An 18,595-nucleotide genomic window follows, 5' to 3' on the forward strand; every position below is an offset into this window, starting at 1 on the left:
CCACAAAATCGGGGCACGCCACGGTCAAATGTGGGAGCGAGCTTGCTCGCGATCGATTGCGAAGCAATCGCAGAGAACTACTCGTTATCGAGGCCCTTGCGCCGATACGGAAACACATCAATCACCTTCCCCGCCCGAATCGCCTCCTGCAGGCTTTTCCAGTAATCGGCGTTGTACAACTCGCCATGCAACTGATCGAACAACTTGCGCTGCCCCGAGTCGGCAAACAGGAACGGCGGAAACTCTTCCGGGAACACATCCAGCGGCCCGATCGAGTACCAGGGTTCGGACGCCATCTCGTCTTCCGGCGTGCGCGGTTGTGGAATGTGGCGGAAGTTGGCCTCGGTGAGAAAGCAGATTTCGTCGTAGTCGTAGAACACCACCCGGCCGTGACGGGTGACGCCAAAGTTCTTCAGCAGCATGTCACCGGGAAAGATGTTGGCCGCCGCCAGTTGCTTGATCGCCAGGCCGTAATCTTCCAGTGCTTCGCGCACCTGCGCTTCGTTGGCGTTTTCCAGGTACAGGTTAAGCGGGGTCATGCGCCGTTCGGTCCAGCAGTGACGGATCAGCACCGTGTCGCCTTCGACCGACACCGTGGACGGCGCGACGTCAAGCAGTTCCTCCAGGCACGCCGGGTCGAACTTGATCAGCGGGAAACGGAAGTCGGCGAACTCCTGGGTATCGGCCATGCGCCCCACCCGGTCGACGCTTTTCACCAGGCGGTACTTTTCGATCACCGTGGCGCGGTCGACGTTTTTCGACGGCGAGAAACGGTCCTTGATGATTTTGAACACGGTGTTGAACCCCGGCAGGGTGAACACGCTCATGACCATGCCGCGCACGCCGGGGGCCATGATGAACTGGTCGTCGGTGTTGGCCAGGTGATTGATCAGCGCCCGGTAGAACTCCGACTTGCCGTGCTTGTAGAAGCCGATCGAGGTGTACAGTTCGGCGATGTGCTTGCCCGGCAGGATGCGCCGCAGGAAGCCGATGAACTCCGCCGGCACCGGCACATCCACCATGAAATACGAGCGGGTGAAGGAGAAAATGATCGACACGTCTGCTTCGTCGGTGATCAGCGCATCGATCTGGATGCCGCGACCTTCCAGGTGCAGCAAGGGAATTGCCAGCGGCCATTGCTCGTCGGCGGTGTAGATGCGCCCCACAAGGTACGCACCTTTATTGCGGTACAGCACCGAGGAAAACAGCTCGACGCTCAGCTCCGGGTCCTTGCACACCCAGTCCGGCAGGTTCTCGCGCAGTTGCGCTTCGAGGCGCTTCAAGTCACCGGACAGGTCGGCGTAATCCTCGCTGAAGCGGTAGTCGGCGAAGATGCTGGCAAGCATCGCCGACAATTGGCCTTGCGGCTTGTAGGTGCGGGTTTGCGCGGCCCTTGCCCGGCGCAGGCTCGGCCGGGTGGTATGGATGAACATGCAGCCGTCGCTGATCAGGTCATGGCTGAACAGCCCGCAGAAGATCGAGTTGTACCAGGTCTCGGACAATTCATCGTCGAAGCGCAGGTCGATCAGGCTGATGTAGGCACTTTTCACCAGTGGCCAGCAACTGACGTCCAGGGTTTCGGCGTCAAACGCGGTGCGCAGTCGCTCCACCGTTTCACTGACTTTATCTTCGTACAGATTGATCCGCGCTGCCGACGCCGATTGTGTCTCTTGCCACCGGGCCTGTTCGAAGCGGGCCCGGGCACCGTCGGTGATCTGCCGGAAATGCTCGCGGTAATCGTCAAAGCCATCGAGGATCAAGCGGGCGATGTCGGCGGCTGGCCATTGCTGCGGCATGGTGAGACCTCTGCGGGAATTCGGGAGGCTTGAGCTTAGCCAGTGAAGCGGGTGCAGGAGAAGCGTAATTTTCCAGGCGCCGCGTCATCGACACCCTGAAGAGTTCAATGCCCGGTTTTCGGTTGCCATCGATCACGCACTCAGCAACACTTTCGCCCCTTCATCATGGAAGGACCGCGCTGTGAACCCCGTCGATATTTTCCGTTTACTGTCCCTGGCGGCCATTTGGGGTGCGAGTTTTCTGTTCATGCGCATCATCGCCCCAGTGATCGGCTCCCTGCCCACCGCGTTTTTCCGCGTATCGATTGCCGCCGTCGGGTTGCTGGTGATTCTTGGCCTGATGCGCATCAGCTGGGATTTCAAGGGCAAACTCAAGACCGTGATGCTGCTCGGGGTGATCAATTCCGGCATCCCGGCGACCCTGTACTCCGTTGCCGCGCAGGTGCTGCCTGCCGGTTATTCGTCGATTTTCAATGCCACGACACCCTTGATGGGCGTGCTGATCGGCGGCCTGTTTTTCCATGAAAGGCTCACTGGCGCCAAGCTCGGCGGCGTGTTCCTGGGATTGTTCGGCGTGGGCGTGCTGACCCGTGCCGGTCCGGTGGCGTTCGATATGGCACTGCTGATGGGGGCCGTCGCCTGCCTGCTCGCCACCACGTGCTACGGATTTGCCGGATTCCTGGCCCGCCGCTGGCTCGATCAGGCCGGCGGTCTCGATAGCCGTTTGTCGGCGCTGGGCAGCATGCTCGGCGCGACCTTGTTCCTGTTGCCGCTGTTTGGCTACAGCGTGATCAGCCAGCCACCGGCGAGCTGGGGCGGCTGGAGCGTGTGGCTGTCGTTGCTGGGGTTGGGGCTGGGCTGCACGGCGTTTGCCTACATTATTTACTTCCGGCTGCTGAGCTCGATCGGTCCGGTGAAATCGATGACCACGACCTTCCTGATCCCGCTGTTTGGCGTGTTGTGGGGGGCGCTGTTTCTCGATGAGCCGCTGTCGATGGCGCATATCTATGGTGGGGTGTTGATTGCGCTGGCGTTGTGGCTGGTGTTGAAGCCGGCTGCGGTGAAGCCGAGCTTGGTGGCTGAGCGGTAGAATTGTTGCGTTGCCGATAACGCCTTCGCGAGCAGGCTCGCTCCCACATTTGATCCGGGGGGCTCACAAATCATGTGTTCACCGAAGATCCCTTGTGGGAGCGAGCCTGCTCGCGAAAGCGGCAGATCAGGCACTACAAGGCTGAATCACTCACCTCCCCATCCACCAGCCGCCGAATCCCCAGCGGATTGCCGTTCTGCAACGCCTCGGGCAGCAGCGCATCCGGATAATTCTGGAAGCACACCGGCCGCAGGAAGCGATCGATCGCCAGGGTGCCGACCGAAGTGCCCCGCGAGTCGGATGTCGCCGGATACGGCCCGCCATGCACCATGGACTCGCAAACTTCGACCCCGGTCGGATAGCCGTTGAGCAGGATCCGTCCGACCTTCTCTTGCAACAGTTCCGCCAGCCAGCGGTACTCCAGCAGTTCGTCGGCCTCGCCAATCAAGGTCGCGGTCAATTGCCCGCGCAAGCCCTGCAATGCTGCCGCCAACTGCGCCCGATCCTCGACCTCGATGACGATGGTGGTGGGCCCGAACACTTCCTCCTGCAGTAATTGATCGCCCTTGAGCAACAGGCTGGCATCGGCCTTGAACACCTGCGGCTGCGCCTGATTGCCCTGTTGCGGCCGGCCCGCCAGATGGCTCAGGCCCGGATGTTCGTGCAATTCGCCAAGGCCCCGGTTGTAGCTGGCCAGCGTGCCGGCATTGAGCATGGTTTGCGCCGGCTGCTGGTTCATGTGGGCGCAAAAAAACCTCAAGAAAAGCACTGAACTGCGGCGAGCGCACACCAATGACCAACCCGGGATTGGTGCAGAACTGGCCACAGCCCAGGGTGACGGAACCTGCCAATTGCGCCGCGATCTGCTCACCGCGCACCTCGAGGGCTTGCGGCAGCAGGAACACCGGATTGATGCTCGACATCTCGGCGAACACCGGGATCGGCTGCGGCCGGTTTGCAGCCATGTGGCTCAGGGCGTTGCCGCCCTTGAGCGAACCGGTGAAGCCCACCGCCTGAATCGCCGGATGCTTCACCAGCCATTCGCCGACACCACCGCCGTAGATCATGTTGAACACACCGGCTGGCATATCGGTTTTTTCCGCGGCACGGATGATCGCGTCAGCCACCCACTGTGCGGTTGCCATGTGCCCGCTGTGGGCCTTGAACACCACCGGGCAACCGGCGGCCAGTGCCGAGGCGGTATCGCCACCGGCGGTGGAAAAGGCCAGCGGGAAGTTGCTCGCGCCGAACACCGCCACCGGCCCCAGGGCGATGCGGTACTGACGCAGATCCGGACGCGGCAGCGGCTGGCGATCCGGCAATGCGCGATCGATGCGCGCACCATAGAAGTCGCCGCGACGAAGCACCTTGGCAAACAGGCGCAACTGGCCGCTGGTGCGGCCACGCTCACCTTGAATACGCCCGGCCGGCAACGCTGTCTCGCGACACACGGTGGCGACAAACTCATCGCCCAACCCGTCGATTTCATCGGCGATGGCGTCGAGAAACCGCGCGCGTTTTTCCGCACTCAGGTTACGGTAGGTCGGGTATGCCGCAGCCGCCGCCTTGGCAGCGGCATCCACTTCGGCTTCGCTGGCCTGGAAGAACGTTCCGGGCAAGGGTTCGCCGGTGGTGGCGTCGAGGCTTTGCAGCTGCAACGTGCCGTTGGCGCTGCGGCGGCCGCCGATGTAGTTGTGTCCAGGAAACAGGCTCATGTGGATTCCTTGATCGGTTAAAGACCTGCAGGGGTCAGAGTGTGCGTACCTGACCGATAGCCAGCGGCTGGGCGCTCTCGCCGATGCCGTTGACCAAAGGCGCACCGAACTCATCGAGACTGATCTGGAAGCTGTCCCCCGGCTGGGTCTTCACACCGTCGGCAAACGACAGCGTGGCAGTACCGAAGTAGTGCACGTGAACATCGCCGGGACGCAAAAACTGCGCGTACTTGAAGTGATGAAATTCGAGATTGGCCAGGCTGTGGCACATGTTGTCTTCGCCGCTGAGAAACTCTTTTTCCCAGATCGTCTGGCCGTTGCGCGTGATGCGGCTGGTGCCGACCAGATGTCTGGGCAACTCACCGACGCGCAGCTCCGGGCCGAAGGAGCAGCAACGCAGTTTCGAATGAGCGAGATACAGGTAGTTGCGCCGCTCCATGACGTGGTCGGAGAACTCGTTACCCAGCGCGTAACCGACACGGTACGGCTGGCCGTCGTCGCCGATCACATACAGGCCGGTCAGTTCCGGCTCCTCACCGGCGTCCTCGGCAAACGGCGGCACCGGGAAGTCCGCACCGGGACGCACGACGATGCTGCCGTCGCCCTTGTAGAACCACTCCGGTTGCGCGCCGACCTGCTCCGCCGCCGGTTTGCCGCCCTCCAACCCCCACTTGAACATGCGCATGGTGTCGGTCATGCCGGCTTCGACTTCACCGTCGTGCTGGTGCATTTTGTCCCGCGTCGCGGCGCTGCCCAGATGGGTCAGGCCGGTGCCGCTGATCAGGCAATGGGCGGGGTCTTCGTGGTCCAGCGGCGGCAGGACCTTGTGTTGCTGCAATAGCTGCGCGTAATCCGGACCGGGTTCGCTGCCGCGCCGGGCGATTTCTTCTTGCAGGCTGCACTGGGCACGGATGGCGGCCAGGGCCAGTTCACGGGTACTGCGGGTATCGCGCAGTACCTGGACGCGAGTGCCCTCAACCACGCCAACCTGGCGTTGCCCGTCGGTGTTTTCAAACTGAATCAGGCGCATGTCGGCCCTCCGAAAAGTCGTGGTGGGCGCCGCGAGAGAGCGGCGCCGGACGGTCACTCGATAATGTTGAAATCGCTCAGGTACTCATCGGAGATTTCCAGGCCCAGGCCCGGCTTGTTGTCATCCAGCTGGATGTAGCCGTTGACCGGTTGCGGCTCGCCCTTGAACACGTAGTAGAAGAGCTCGTTGCCGACTTCGACATCGAACACCGGGAAGAACTCGGCCATAGGCGAAGCCGTAGTGGACATGGTCAGGTGGTAGTTGTGCATCTGCCCGGCATGCGGGATGACCGGCACCGACCAAGCCTCGGCCATGGCGTTGATCTTGCGCGCGGCGGTGATGCCGCCGACGCGGTTGGTGTCGTACTGGATCACGTCGACGGCGCGGCGTTCCAGCAGGTCCTTGAAGCCGTAGGAAGTGAATTCGTGCTCGCCGCCGGAGATCGGCATGATCCCCATCTTCTTCAGCTCGATGTAGCCTTCGATGTCGTCGGCGATCACCGGTTCTTCGAGCCAGCGCGGTTCGAACTCGGCCAGTTTCGGCAACATGCGCCGGGCATACTCGAGGGTCCAGCCCATGTAGCACTCGAGCATGATGTCGACGTCGGGGCCGGCCAGCTCACGCAGGGCGCGCACTTGTTCGATGTTGCGGCGCATGCCAGCCGGACCGTCCTTCGGGCCGTAGCCGAAACGCATCTTCAGCGCGGTGAACCCCTGGCTCAGGTAGCCTTGGGCTTCTTCAAGGAACAGGTCGAGGTTGTCGTTGGCGTAGAGCTTGGACGCGTAGGTCCAGATCTTTTCCTTGGTGCGCCCGCCGAGCAGCTTGAACACCGGCTTGTTCACTGCTTTGCCCATGATGTCCCAGATCGCAATGTCGATGGCCGAGATCGCCGCCATGCCGATGCCCTTGCGGCCCCAGGCGTGGCTCTGGCGGTACATTTTCTGCCAGATGTATTCGTTGTCGAACGGGTCTTCGCCAATGGCGATCGGCGCCAGGTAGGTGTCGATGATTTCCTTGGCCACGCGCGGCGCCAGGGCGCAGTTACCGATGCCGACGAGACCGGTGTCGGTCTCGACTTCCACCACCAGCCAGCCGTGGAAACGGAACGAGCCCATGGCGTCGCCGCGCTCGAACAGGATGTCGCTGGCGTTGGTGCAGAAGTGCGCCTGGGGTGGCACGACCTTGCCTTTCCACTCGAAAACGCGGGTACGGATCGCTTTGATTTTCATGAATACAGTTTCCTTGCGCTGCCGGCTTCTTGTCATTGTGAGTCGCTGCGCACTGCCGCTCGGGCGGCTGTCTTGCGCATTCGATGGAGCGACTTTAGCCAGCGGCCAAGGGCTGCGGATAATCACTTATGCGTATCCGGCGATAACCTGGAGTGATAGCTGAATTCGGTTATTGTGCGTTTCGGGTTATCGGGTGACACAAAACAAAAGTGGGAGCGGGCTTGCTCGCGAATGCGGTGGGTCAGTCGACGTATCGGTCGTCTGACCCACCGCATTCGCGAGCAAGCCCGCTCCCACAGGGGATTGTTGTTGTTTTAGAAATCCGGGATCAGTGGCGGTTGCGCCCCATCCGGCACGCGATCTCGAACGCCTGGCGAATCGCGCCGACGTTGGCCTTGCCCTGCCCGGCGATATCGAAGGCGGTGCCATGGGCCGGGGTGGTGATCGGGATCGGCAGTCCGCCCTGCACCGTGACGCCACGGGAGAAGCCCATCAGCTTGATCGCGATCTGGCCCTGGTCGTGGTACATCGTGACGACCGCGTCAAAGGCACTGGCATCGCCCTGGACCTTGAGGAAGATCGTGTCGGCCGGATAAGGCCCGTCCGCCGCGATCCCCAGTGCCTGCGCCGAACGCACCGCCGGGCCGATGATGTCCAGTTCCTCGCGACCGAACGAACCGTTATCTCCGTTATGCGGATTCAGCCCGCAGACGCCGATGCGCGGCTTTTCCAGCCCGTTGCGCTTGAGCGCGGTGTCGATCAGTTGAATCGCTTCGACCACCCGTTGCTGGCTGAGCAGGCCCGGCACATCGGCCAGGGCCACATGGGAGGTCACCCGCGAAGTCCAGAGATTGTCGAGCACGTTGAATTCGCAGAACGGTCCATGGAAATCCAGCAGCTCGGCGAACCAGTGCAGCTCATCGCTGTGGGCCATGCCGGCCATGTGCAGTGAAGTCTTGTTCAATGGCCCGAACAACACCGCGTCGGTGATGCCCGCTTCGGTCAGACGCAGGGCCTTTTCCAGGGTGTCGAGGCTGTAGCGGCCACCGATGACGCTGGCCTCGCTACGCGCAAACTCACCGATAGTGTCACCGCGAAAGTCATAGAACAGCGGCGTGTCATCGACGAATGCCAGCTGCTCCAGGGACTCGACGCGACGATAGGGAAATTCCATCCCGGCAATGCGCATGCCGCGACGCATTTCCGCTTCGTCGGCGATCAGGATCACATTGGCCTGGGCACGCACTTCAGGCTCGCCCAGCAGGCGCGCAATCAGCTCAGGGCCGATGCCCGCCGGGTCCCCCAGGACCATCGCGATGGTGGATTTGCTCATGCTTCACTCCTCAAGGGTTCAGGCTGCGCCCGGTCGTTGGCGCAAGGCTCGCAGCGATAGACCCGCTGCGCGTTGCTGTAGAAAAGTCGCTCCTGATCGGCTGTCGGCAGATCGGCGACGATGGATTTGAAACCGCTGTAGATGTCATCGAACGAGCCGCACAGGCTGTCCACGGGGAAGTTGCTGGCGAACATCGCCCGGTGGCTGCCGAACATGGCGATCACCTCGCGCACGATCCAGGTGTTGTCCTTGGCGCGCCAGCGCTGGCCACCCTGCCCCAGGCCGGAAATCTTCACCTGCACGTTCGGCCACTGCGCCAGCCGCGCCAGCGCCAGACGCCAGCCCGCCAGGCCTTCGGCGCTACGGTCATTGGGCAAACCGGCGTGGTTGAGAATCAGCGTGATACCAGGAAAATCCCGGGCCAGGCGTTCGGCCTCGTGCAGGTTCCACCAGGGCGTCTGCAAATCGAAATGCAGCCCCAGCCCTTCGAGCGCGGCGTAACTGCGGCGCCAGTGTTCGTCACTCATCAGGCTGCGCATGTGCCCCACCTGCGCCGGCGCGATCGGGCCACCGGGTTTGTGGCGCACGCTGCGCACATGCTTGAAACGCGCCTGTTCGGTGAGCACATCGATAGCGTCCGGATGATCGAGCCAGGCTTGCGCCACGACCGCATTGGGCACGCCGTAGCGGGCGGCCAGTTGCTCGATGAAACGGGTTTCGCCAATCGGGTCCTGCGGGTTCCACTCGGTCTCGACGTACACCGTTTGCACGACGTTATGGGAACCCGCATCGGCGAAGTAATCCTCGGGAAAATAGCGGCGCTTGATCGCGCTGTAGTCTCCGTAGCGAAAGGGTATGTTGGCCTCGGGGGCAAGCCATGGGTGGTCGTTGACGGTCGGGTCCCAGAAGTGATGATGGGCGTCGATGATCGGGCCGTTCCACAAGGCATTAGTCATGGCGCACCTCATCCAGGCTGATGAACAAGGTCGCGAGCACGAAGACTGCCGAGCACGCCGCGAAGAACCCGAGTACCGGGGCGAAGCCACCGGTCGCCTGCAGAATCACCCCCACCAGGATAGGCACCGCGATGCCGCCGCAGCTGCCGGCCATGTTCATCACGCCGCCGATCAAACCGACCCGCGCCGGCGCCGCCAGCAGCGCCGGGAAGCTCCAGTAGAGGCTGCCCCACATCAGGAAGAACGCGGTCATGGCCAGCAGCGCCACCGCCGCAAAAGGATTGCTCAACGTCGGCAGCAACAGGAATGCGCCGAGGGCCACCAGCCCGGAAAACGCCAGCAGGCTCTTGACCGCCACCGCGCGACTCACGCCTTTGCGAATCAAGCCATCACAGAGGAAACCACCGGTCAACGAACCCAGTGCACCGCAGACAAAAATCACGAAGGTCGCCGCACCAATCCCCTTGATATCGAAACCCCGGGCCTGGGCCAGGTAACTCGGGCCCCAGGTCAGCAGGCCGAAATACACCATCGCCCAACTTGCCCGTCCGATCAGCAAACCGCTGAGCGAGCGTGGCGCAATACCCAGCCCCTTGACCGGCGCCCGGGCCGCTTCGGCGGCGGGCGTTGCACGGCCGGCGTTGATTTTCTCAAGCTCCGCCGCATTGACTTGCGGGTGACCGGCCGGGTCATCGCGCAGATAACGCCGTGCCAGCCAGGCCAGCACCAGGGTGGCGATGCCGGCGATCACGAAGGCCAGGCGCCAGGAGTCCAGCGAGGCTATCAGCCAGGCAATGATCAACCCGCCAAGGGCCACGCCCAACGGGCTGCCGCTGTCCATCAATACCGCGCCGCGACTGCGCTCGCTCGGGGCCAGCCACAGGGAAATCAGCTTGCCGCCCGACGGGAACAGCGGTGCTTCGGCGGCGCCCAGTGCAACCCGGGCAAACAACAAAGACAAGCCGCCGGTGGCGAACGCCGCCAGCACCTGAAACGTGCCCCACAACCCGGTGGACCAACTGATGACCCGATGCGCGCCGAAGCGGTCGATCAGCCAGCCGCCGGGAATCTGCAACAGTGCGTAGGCCCAGAAAAAGCTGCTGAGGATCAGCCCTTGCAGGCTCGGTGACAGGGAATACTCATGGGCGATGGTCGGCATCGCAATGGACAGCGACACCCGGTCGATCAGGTTGACCATGGTCAGCGCGAAGATGATCGCGAAGATCCGCCAGCGCACGCTGCTGGCTTTGGCGGTACCGGCCACCGGCATGGCCGCTTCGTTAGGCTGGGCAACTGCGCCGGGCAGATGCAGGGAAGCACTGGGACGAACCATGGTGCATGCCTCGTTTATTATTTTTGTGGAGATGCAGACGTTGATAAGCACTATCGAAGGCTTGCTGATAACCGTCTAATCAAAACTTGAAATCAGGCGATAGCCTCGGGTTATGTCATGCCCTGCTTTCAACGACCTTTCAACGTTGCCACGCATGCTTTTCTGTAGGAGCGAGCCTGCTCGCGATGGTCTTCAACGAAAACACGTGGTTCCTGAATTAACGCGGTGCCCTTGAGTCCATCGCGAGCAAGCTCGCTCCTACAGTAGTTAGCTATTTGCCGAGCTATAACCCCAGGCTATCGGTGTATGTATTGTTTTGACTAGACGCCGTGCCCGCACCTTCACACACTCGGGCCAGGCTTGCGGCTTTACCACGCAAACAAGCCGCTCATAACAATTACAAGAACATGAATACGAGGCTCTTCCATCATGCGAAATGCATTCGTCCGTCGCACCTCCCGTCTGTTTCTTGGCTGCGCACTGATCGCCGCCGGTACCCTTCCCGCTCTCGCCAACGCCGCCTGGCAACCGGACAAGAACGTCGAAATCGTCGTCGCCGGTGGTCCCGGTGGCGGTACCGACCAGCTCGGTCGCCTGATCCAGTCGATCATCACCACGCACAAGCTGCTCGACGTGAATACCATCGTCCTCAACAAGGGCGGTGGCAACGGCGCCGAAGCCTTTCTCGACCTGAAAATGAGCAAGGGCGATGCCGACAAACTGGTGATCGGCACCAACAACATCTACCTGTTGCCGCTGGTGTCCAAACTCGGCTACGAATGGCAGGAGCTGACCCCGATTGCCGCAGTAGCCGAGGATGACTTCATTCTCTGGAGCTACAAGGGTGCGCCATGGAAAGACGCGAAAAGCTTCTACGAAGCGGTCAAGGCCGACCCGTCGAACCTGCGCATGGGCGGCAGCCAGTCCAAGGACGTCGACCAGACCCTGACCCTGCTGCTGAACCAGACCAACAACAGCAAACTGGTGTACATCCCGTTCAAGAGCGGCAGCGAAGCCGCGACGCAACTGGCCGGCAAGCACATCGCCGCCAACGTCAACAATCCAAGCGAGAGCATCAGCCAATGGCGTGGCGATCAGGTCGAGCCGCTCTGCGTGTTCAGTAAGGAGCGCATGGGCTATACCGATAAAGTCGCCGGCGACAAATCCTGGGCCGACGTCCCGACCTGTCACGAACAAGGCCTGGGCATTGATCAGTACCGCTTCCCGCGCACCGTGTTCATGCCCGGCGACGTCACCGCCGAGCAGCGCGCGTTCTATGTCGAGTTGATGCGCAAAGTCACCCAGACCGATGAGTTCAAGGCTTACGTGAAGCAGAACGCTCTGGTGCCAACCTTCCTCGAGGGTGAGCCGCTGACCGCCTACATCGAAAAAGACACCGCCCGCGTCACGCCGGTGTTCAAAGAGGCCGGCTGGCTGAAAAACTGAGTTGCTCACGGCCGCCCGCCCTGCGTACGGCCGTCACCTCTGGAGGTGCTTTCATGTCCCATTCTTCGGATTCACCACCGCTGGTCGGTACACGCTGGGTCGAACTCGGCCTGACACTCTTCACCACGCTGATCGGCGCGGTGGTGATGTACGGCAGCGTTGAGCAAGGTATCGGCTGGGGTGATGCCGGCCCCGAGCCGGGTTACTTTCCCTTCTACATTGGCCTGATGTTGAGCGCCGCCAGTGTGGCCAACGGCGTGTTGACCCTGGTGCGCTGGCAAGCCCTGAGCATTTCATTCGTCAGCCGCAGTGCGTTCAGGCAAGTGCTGTCGGTGTTCGTGCCCATCGCGCTATTCGTCGGTGCGATGCCGTTCACCGGCATCTACGTCGCTTCGGCCTGCTTCATTGCCTGGTTCATGTGGCGTGACAAGGTCCGCGCCAAGCCTTACGGCAAATGGATGATCGGTAGCGTGTCCCTGGGCGCGGTGCTGGCCAGTTACCTGATTTTCGCGCTGTGGTTCAAAGTGCCGCTGGATGCCGGCCCAATGGGCGACTGGATTGCCCTGGCCGGGAGAAATTTCAAATGAGCGAGTTCGATTCCCTGCTGCAAGGCATGAACCTGATCCTCACGCCGGGCCATATCGGCCTGATGGTAATCGGCGTGCTGCTGGGCATTCTGGTCGGCGTACTGCCCGGTCTCGGTGCCCCCAATGGGGTGGCGTTGCTGCTGCCGCTGACGTTCACCATGTCGCCGGTGTCGGCGATCATTCTGCTGTCGTGCATGTACTGGGGCGCGCTGTTCGGCGGTTCGATCACCTCGATCCTGTTCAACATCCCCGGTGAGCCCTCATCGGTGGCAACCACCTTCGACGGTTACCCGATGGCCCGCGAAGGCCGCGCCGCCGAAGCCCTGACCGCCGCGTTCAGTTCGGCGTTGCTGGGTGCGTTGGCCGGGGTGTTGTTGCTGACGTTCCTGTCGACCAAAATCGCCGCGTTCGCCATGTCGTTCAGTTCGCCGGAGTTCTTCGCGGTGTACCTGTTGGCGTTCTGCACCTTCATCGGCATGAGCAAGAACCCGCCGCTGAAAACCGTGGTGGCGATGATGATCGGTTTCGCCATGGCCGCCGTCGGCATGGACACCGTGTCCGGCAACCTGCGCCTGACCTTCGACCAGCCAATCCTGATGACCGGCATCAGCTTTGAAGTGGCGGTGATCGGCCTGTTCGGCATCGGCGAAATCCTCTGCACCGTGGAAGAGGGGCTGGTGTTCCGCGGCGAACATGCGCGGATCACGCCGATGGTGATCCTGCGCACCTGGGCCAAATTGCCGCGTTACTGGTGGACGATTGTGCGCAGCACCCTGGTTGGCTGCTGGATGGGCATCACCCCTGGCGGACCGACTGCCGCGTCGTTCATGAGCTACAGCCTGGCGCGGCGTTTCTCGAAAAACCGCGACAACTTCGGCAAAGGCGAACTCGAAGGTGTGATCGCCCCGGAAACCGCTGACCACGCGGCCGGCACCAGTGCCCTGCTGCCGATGCTGACCCTGGGCATTCCCGGTTCGGCGACTGCGGCGGTGATGCTCGGTGGCCTGATGATCTGGGGTTTGCACCCGGGGCCGACGCTGTTCGTCGAGCAACACGATTTTGTCTGGGGCCTGATCGCCAGCATGTACCTGGGCAACGTGGTGAGTCTGATCGTGGTGCTGGCCACCGTGCCGCTGTTCGCTTCGATCCTGCGCATCCCGTTCTCGATCATCGCGCCGATCATAATCATGGTCTGCGCCATCGGTGCCTACTCGGTGCACAACTCGTTCTTCGACGTGGTGCTGATGCTGGGCTTCGGTGCGCTGGGTTATCTGTTCAAGAAACTCGGCTACCCGATTGCGCCGCTGGTGTTGGCGGCGGTGCTGGGCGACAAGGCAGAAGATGCGTTCCGCCAGTCGATGCTGTTCTCCGACGGGCACCTGGGGATTTTCTGGTCCAACCCGTTGGTGGGCAGCCTGACCACGGCGGCGCTGCTGATGCTGTTCTGGCCGTTGATTTCCAAAGCGCTGCAAACCCTGATCGGCCTGCGCAAACCCCACGTCGCCAAACCAAAATCGGTGCTGTGACACGCCAAAGCTGGCAACGCCTGGCATTTGTTGTCAGGCTTGCCGCAGGACTTTTTCGCGAGCACGGCCCATGACCCGAATTCCTGCTGCCAACGTAATCCACAGCCGACTGCGCCTGCGCCAACTGCGGTTGATGCTGGCGTTGCAGGAGTTCGGCTCGTTGCGCCGCGCCGCCGACCACATCGGCATGACCCAACCGGCCGCAACCAAGATGCTGCATGAAGCCGAGGACCTGTTGGGCGTCGAGCTGTTCGAACGCCTGCCCAGGGGCATGCGCTCTACCCCGTTCGGGGAAACGGTCATTTATTACGCACGCATGGTGTTCGCCGAACTCAGCGGCATGCGTGAAGAGCTGGTCGCCCTCGAATCCGGCAACCTTGGCCGGGTCGCGGTCGGGGCCATTCCGGCACTGGCTTCGGGGCTGCTGACGCGCACCATCGCCACCTTGAAACAAAGCCATCCACGCTTGTCGATGAGCATTCAGGTCGACACCAGCGACGTGCTGGTGCAGGCGTTGTTGCAAGATCAGCTGGATATCGTATTGGGGCGGATTCCCGTCGGTGCCCGGGCAGAGGAGTTGCTGTTCGACAGCCTTGGCGAGGAAGCGCTGTGCGTGATTTCCGGCGCACAGAATCCACTGGCCAAAGCCACGCAGTTGAGCTGGGCCGAACTGCAGAACATGACCTGGGTGCTGCAACAGCAGCCCAGCCCCATGCGCGCGATCATCAATCAGGTGTTCCACAATGCGCGGGTCGACATCCCGAGCAGCATCGTCGAAACCACGTCGATCATGACCTTGCTGTCGTTGATTCAGCAGACCGACATGCTCGGCGTCACGCCGGTGTCGGTGGTCGAGGACTATCCCGGTCGGGATCTGCTGGCGGTGTTGCCGATCAAGTTCGAGGCGCGGCTGCCACCGTACGGGTTGATCACCCGGCGTCATCGCATTCAATCGTCGGCGATGCAGGCGTTCATGAATTCGGTACGGGCCGAGCATGCGCTGAGCAAATGACAGGCAAGGCAGGGCAAAAGATCGCAGCCTGCGGCAGCTCTTACAGGTGTACGGCTGCGATCTTTTGTTTTTCTTGCCCGGACTACGCTGATTTACGGAACACAAACACCAGCCCGACGATGATCAACAGCATGCCGAACAGGCTCAACAGCGCCAGGCGATTGCCGAAGACCAGATAGTCCATCACTGCCGTCACCGCCGGTACCAGGTAAAACAGACTGGTGACGTTCACCAGGTTGCCCCGGGCGATCAAGCGGTACAGCAACAGCGTCGCCAGCACCGACACCACCAGCCCCATCCATAGCACCGGCAGGATGAAACCGCTGCTGTGTTCGAAGTGAAACGGCTGGAAAGGTACGAAAATCCCGCACAACAGCAGTCCGGCGAGGTACTGCACCGGCAGCGTGCCAAGGGGATTTTCAGTGATGCGTTTCTGCATGATCGAACCGAACGTCATGCTCGCCAGTGCCAGCAGACCGAAGAGCATCCCGGCCAATGACATGCCGGCCAGACCGATGCCCTGGTAAACCACCATGATCAGACCGGCCAGCCCGAGCGCCAGACCGAACATCCGGCTGGCTGATCGTTGACGCTCCATGATCACCACTGTAAGGATTGGCTGCACGCCCATGATCGTCGCCATCACTCCGGGGGTGACTTTCAGGTCGAGGGCCAACAGATAGAAAATCTGATAGGCCCCCAACAACACCACGCCGGTGGCCATCGCATACAGCATCGGCTTGCCGCCCTTGGGCATCTTCAGCTTGAACAACGGCACCAGCAACACCAGCCCGCATAGCGCGATGACGAAACGAAACATCAGGAAGGCGAAGGGTGACGCGTGGGCCAGCCCCCATTTGGAGAAGATCGCCCCGCTGCTCCACAGCAGCACGAACAGGCTCGTGGACGCCGCCGCGAGCGCGGATTTTTTCGAAAGGACAAACATGAATACCACCTGTAGTCAGGCAAAAAGCCAACTCAGCAAAAGCTGAAATCCAGTAGTTTTTTCAGGCGGGCGCGGGAACAGCAGAAGACAGCTGATCAGCCCGAAATGCCAACGCCTGGCGGTGATACGACTGCGCACACCGGCGTGCTACTGACAGGTGGGGGGTAATGACTGATCTGCCCGGGCTGCAGATTCCCGCACGGCACGACGCCAGCGTTGACCGCTGAATCGACTACCGCGTTGAGGAGGGATGCAGGCATTGGGCTGATCTTTGCTCGAGGGATAAAAAGTGAGTCCGAAACTCACCGTGCGCCGACTATAACCAGCGTTCGACATGGATTGCAACGAGTTGGTCAAAAGGCCGTATCCGGCTTCAACCAAACAACCAATACCCCAGCAACGTCAGCACCACCACCGCCAGCACCGGGCGCAGTACACGGTAGGCCTTGGGATTGCGCCGCTTCCATTGCTTGACCACACCACTGAATCTATCGCTGGAGTTCTTGCTCCACTCGTAGGCCTTGTTGATCCCGCCCACACGCTCGTCATCCAGGTTCTGAGGGGCGGTGGCGCGACCCAGCCAGGCGCTGATACAGCGGTTGATGCCGGTCATGAAGCGATTGCTCAACGGACGTTCGATATCGCAGAACAGGATGACCCGGGTCTTTTGCGTTTCATTCTTGACCCAGTGCACGTAGGTCTCGTCGAACATCACGTCTTCACCATCGCGCCAGGCGTAAACCTGACCGTCGACGAAAATGCGGCAATCATCGGAATTGGGGGTGGACAGCCCCAGGTGATAACGCAGGGAGCCGCCAAACGGATCGCGATGCGGGTTGAGGTGGCTGCCGCCCGGCAGCAGCGCGAACATCGCGCCCTTGACGTTGGGAATGCTGCTGACCAATGCCACGGTTCTCGGGCACAAGACTTCGGCAGAAGGCAGCGGTTTGTCATACCACTTGAGATAGAAACGCTTCCAGCCCTTCTTGAAGAACGAGCCAAAACCGGCGTCGTTATTCTTTGCCGCCGCACGAATATAGCCCTCGTCGAACAAGTGCATCGCTTCGTCGCGAATCACTTCCCAGTTGTCCTTGAGCACATCCAGTTCGGGAAACTTGCTGCGATCCAGATACGGCTTGGAAGGCACACCGGAAAACAGGTACATCAAGGCGTTATAGGGTGCGAACAGTGCCGAATGGTTAACGAATTGGCGCAAAACCGGCAGACGTGCCTTGCCGCGTAAGTGCACATAGAGGGTGCTGCCGAGAAACAGCAGCAACAACGAGGCTTTCGCGGCAAACGAAAAGGTCATCAACAACTCCTTTGAAGATAAGCGACTTTGCACCACGCCCATTGCCCGGCGTGGTTTGCGGCATGATAAACACTGCCGAACCGGTGAAAAACCTGCACTTTTCAACATTCAATGTTAACGAATGTGCAACAAAGCATTTCTTAACATGTGGCACCTGAACGGCGGCTGATGCGAATCCATCATCAACCACCGCCAGCGACGATCCGCCAAAGTTCAGCGCTTACTGCTGGTTCTCCTGTTCGGTAAACAGATCACTGAACAACATGCTCGACAGATAACGTTCACCGGAATCCGGCAGGATCACGACGATGGTCTTGCCCTGCATTTCCGGGGTCTCCGCCAATCTCACGGCCACTGCCATGGCAGCGCCGCAGGAGATCCCGCACAAAATCCCTTCTTCCTGCATCAAGCGCAAGGCCATGGCCTTGGACTCTTCGTCACTGACCAGTTCTACCCGGTCGACGATCGACAAATCGAGGTTCTTGGGCACAAAACCGGCACCAATGCCCTGGATCTTGTGCGGGCTGGGTTTGATTTCTTCACCGGCCAGGGCCTGGGTAATCACCGGCGACACCGCCGGCTCCACCGCCACCGAGAGAATCGGTTTGCCTTGGGTGTTCTTGATATACCGTGAAACCCCGGTGATGGTTCCACCGGTTCCGACGCCTGCCACCAGCACGTCGACGGCGCCGTCGGTATCGTTCCAGATTTCCGGGCCGGTGGTTTTTTCGTGGATGGCCGGGTTGGCCGGGTTGTCGAATTGCGCCGGCATGAAGTACTTCGACGGGTCGCTGGCAACAATTTCACCGGCTTTTTCGATAGCGCCCTTCATGCCCTTGGCCGGTTCGGTCAACACCAGCTCGGCACCCAGTGCCTTGAGCACCTTGCGACGTTCGATACTCATGGACGCAGGCATGGTCAGCATCAGTTTGTAGCCTCGGGCGGCGGCCACGAACGCCAGGCCGATACCGGTATTGCCGGAGGTGGGTTCGACGATGGTCATGCCCGGCTTGAGTTTGCCGCTGCTCTCGGCATCCCAGATCATGTTCGCGCCGATCCGGCACTTGACCGAGTAACCGGGGTTGCGCCCTTCGATCTTGGCCAGGATGGTCACACCACGCGGCGCAATGCGATTGATCTGCACCAACGGCGTGTTGCCAATGGAGTGGGCGTTGTCAGCGAAAATGCGGCTCATGGCTGGGTCCTTAACGACAGCATTGAAATAGGGCATCAAGGTAAGCCCTCTTGCCCGCAGGCGTCCAGTCGGGTCGAACGTCCGCCTGT

The 18,595-nt window shown here is 61.2% G+C and carries 14 protein-coding genes and 1 pseudogene; 5 read left to right on the forward strand and 10 right to left on the reverse strand.

All coding sequences use genetic code 11. The annotated features are described in order from the left end of the window. Positions 1-77: 77 nt before the first annotated feature. Positions 78-1,796, reverse strand: a complete 1,719-nt coding sequence (gene aceK / locus PPUTUW4_RS20240; RefSeq protein WP_015096348.1) for a bifunctional isocitrate dehydrogenase kinase/phosphatase — start codon at positions 1,794-1,796, stop codon at positions 78-80. A 181-nt stretch (positions 1,797-1,977) separates the two neighbouring features. Here aceK and PPUTUW4_RS20245 point away from each other — a divergent pair, with 181 nt between their 5' ends. After that, positions 1,978-2,886: a DMT family transporter gene (locus tag PPUTUW4_RS20245; protein ID WP_015096349.1), complete on the forward strand. Its 909-nt coding sequence runs from the start codon at positions 1,978-1,980 to the stop codon at positions 2,884-2,886. A 133-nt stretch (positions 2,887-3,019) separates the two neighbouring features. On the opposite strand, the pseudogene PPUTUW4_RS20250 reads toward PPUTUW4_RS20245, so the two are convergent. From PPUTUW4_RS20250 to PPUTUW4_RS20275, 6 genes and pseudogenes are all read right to left on the reverse strand, one after another. Then, positions 3,020-4,601: pseudogene (locus PPUTUW4_RS20250) on the reverse strand (aldehyde dehydrogenase (NADP(+))). Positions 4,602-4,635: 34 nt separating this feature from the next. Beyond that, entirely contained in the window at positions 4,636-5,631 is a 996-nt protein-coding gene (gene araD1, locus PPUTUW4_RS20255; protein WP_015096351.1) for an AraD1 family protein, read from the reverse strand. Positions 5,632-5,684: 53 nt separating this feature from the next. After that, the gene (locus tag PPUTUW4_RS20260; protein ID WP_015096352.1) at positions 5,685-6,860 is read right to left on the reverse strand and encodes an L-rhamnonate dehydratase; all 1,176 of its coding nucleotides are present in this window, start codon (positions 6,858-6,860) and stop codon (positions 5,685-5,687) included. Positions 6,861-7,188: 328 nt separating this feature from the next. Further along, positions 7,189-8,193 (reverse strand): 4-hydroxythreonine-4-phosphate dehydrogenase PdxA, encoded by a 1,005-nt coding sequence (locus PPUTUW4_RS20265; protein WP_007972457.1) that lies wholly within the window; start codon positions 8,191-8,193, stop codon positions 7,189-7,191. Continuing rightward, positions 8,190-9,149, reverse strand: coding sequence for an amidohydrolase (locus PPUTUW4_RS20270; RefSeq protein WP_015096353.1), 960 nt, complete (start codon positions 9,147-9,149; stop codon positions 8,190-8,192). The genes PPUTUW4_RS20265 and PPUTUW4_RS20270 overlap by 4 nt, the downstream gene beginning before the upstream one ends. After that, on the reverse strand, positions 9,142-10,419 hold the full coding sequence (locus PPUTUW4_RS20275) for an MFS transporter (RefSeq protein WP_162139267.1): 1,278 nt from the start codon (positions 10,417-10,419) through the stop codon (positions 9,142-9,144). Before PPUTUW4_RS20275 ends, PPUTUW4_RS20270 begins: the two co-directional genes overlap by 8 nt. A 492-nt stretch (positions 10,420-10,911) precedes the next feature. Between PPUTUW4_RS20275 and PPUTUW4_RS20280 the strand changes: the two genes are divergently transcribed. The 4 genes from PPUTUW4_RS20280 to PPUTUW4_RS20295 all read left to right on the forward strand — a co-directional run bounded on the left by PPUTUW4_RS20280 (position 10,912) and on the right by PPUTUW4_RS20295 (position 15,053). Continuing rightward, positions 10,912-11,928, forward strand: coding sequence for a tripartite tricarboxylate transporter substrate binding protein (locus PPUTUW4_RS20280; RefSeq protein ID WP_007972451.1), 1,017 nt, complete (start codon positions 10,912-10,914; stop codon positions 11,926-11,928). A gap of 53 nt (positions 11,929-11,981) precedes the next feature. Further along, the gene (locus PPUTUW4_RS20285; protein ID WP_015096355.1) at positions 11,982-12,515 is read left to right on the forward strand and encodes a tripartite tricarboxylate transporter TctB family protein; all 534 of its coding nucleotides are present in this window, start codon (positions 11,982-11,984) and stop codon (positions 12,513-12,515) included. Then, entirely contained in the window at positions 12,512-14,041 is a 1,530-nt protein-coding gene (locus PPUTUW4_RS20290) for a tripartite tricarboxylate transporter permease (protein WP_015096356.1), read from the forward strand. Before PPUTUW4_RS20285 ends, PPUTUW4_RS20290 begins: the two co-directional genes overlap by 4 nt. A 70-nt stretch (positions 14,042-14,111) precedes the next feature. After that, positions 14,112-15,053: a LysR family transcriptional regulator gene (locus PPUTUW4_RS20295; protein ID WP_015096357.1), complete on the forward strand. Its 942-nt coding sequence runs from the start codon at positions 14,112-14,114 to the stop codon at positions 15,051-15,053. 82 nt (positions 15,054-15,135) lie between these two features. Here PPUTUW4_RS20295 and PPUTUW4_RS20300 read toward each other — a convergent pair whose 3' ends face one another. From PPUTUW4_RS20300 to cysK, 3 genes are all read right to left on the reverse strand, one after another. Further along, the gene (locus PPUTUW4_RS20300; protein ID WP_015096358.1) at positions 15,136-15,999 is read right to left on the reverse strand and encodes a DMT family transporter; all 864 of its coding nucleotides are present in this window, start codon (positions 15,997-15,999) and stop codon (positions 15,136-15,138) included. A gap of 373 nt (positions 16,000-16,372) precedes the next feature. Beyond that, entirely contained in the window at positions 16,373-17,311 is a 939-nt protein-coding gene (locus PPUTUW4_RS20305; protein ID WP_015096359.1) for an aspartyl/asparaginyl beta-hydroxylase domain-containing protein, read from the reverse strand. A 220-nt stretch (positions 17,312-17,531) separates the two neighbouring features. Then, a complete protein-coding gene (gene cysK, locus PPUTUW4_RS20310; RefSeq protein WP_015096360.1) occupies positions 17,532-18,506 on the reverse strand; it encodes a cysteine synthase A in 975 nt (324 codons plus the stop codon). Positions 18,507-18,595: the final 89 nt, after the last annotated feature.

Source organism: Pseudomonas sp. UW4 (assembly GCF_000316175.1).
In the GTDB taxonomy this organism is placed as follows: domain Bacteria; phylum Pseudomonadota; class Gammaproteobacteria; order Pseudomonadales; family Pseudomonadaceae; genus Aquipseudomonas; species Aquipseudomonas laurylsulfatiphila.